At 75.0% G+C, this 396-nt stretch carries 1 protein-coding gene; it reads right to left on the bottom strand.

From position 1 onward, the window contains the following. The coding region (locus tag C1J00_RS44335) for a P-loop NTPase family protein (RefSeq protein ID WP_219728432.1) at positions 1-396 on the bottom strand (396 nt) is incomplete at both ends.

A 396-nucleotide genomic window follows, 5' to 3' on the forward strand; every position in this document is an offset into this window, starting at 1 on the left:
GGGTGGCGCCGAGCAGGAAGGCGCACTCGGGGGTGGCCCGCAGCAGCTCGTCGAGCCCGCCGCCGCCGAACTCCAGGTCGTCGACGACGACGACCGCGCCGATCTCACGTACGTAGGTGAGCAGTTCGTCCCGGTCGGGGCGGTGCAGTGGGGCGCTGTACACCGCGTGGAACAGGTCGTACAGCAGGTCGCCCGAGGTGCGCCCGAAGCCGTTGAGGCGGACGACGCCGTCGGGGGCGAGGTCGGAGCAGTCCTCGGCGACGAGGTCGAGGAGGCGGGTCCGGCCGGAGCCGGCCGCGCCGGTGAGACGCGTGGAGCGGCCGCGGGCGAGCAGGCGCACCAGGCTCTCGCGTTCGTCCTGGCGGGCCAGCAGCGGCAGGACGGGCAGGGCGGGTC

The organism is Streptomyces cahuitamycinicus, assembly GCF_002891435.1.
GTDB classification, from domain to species: Bacteria; Actinomycetota; Actinomycetes; order Streptomycetales; family Streptomycetaceae; genus Streptomyces; species Streptomyces cahuitamycinicus.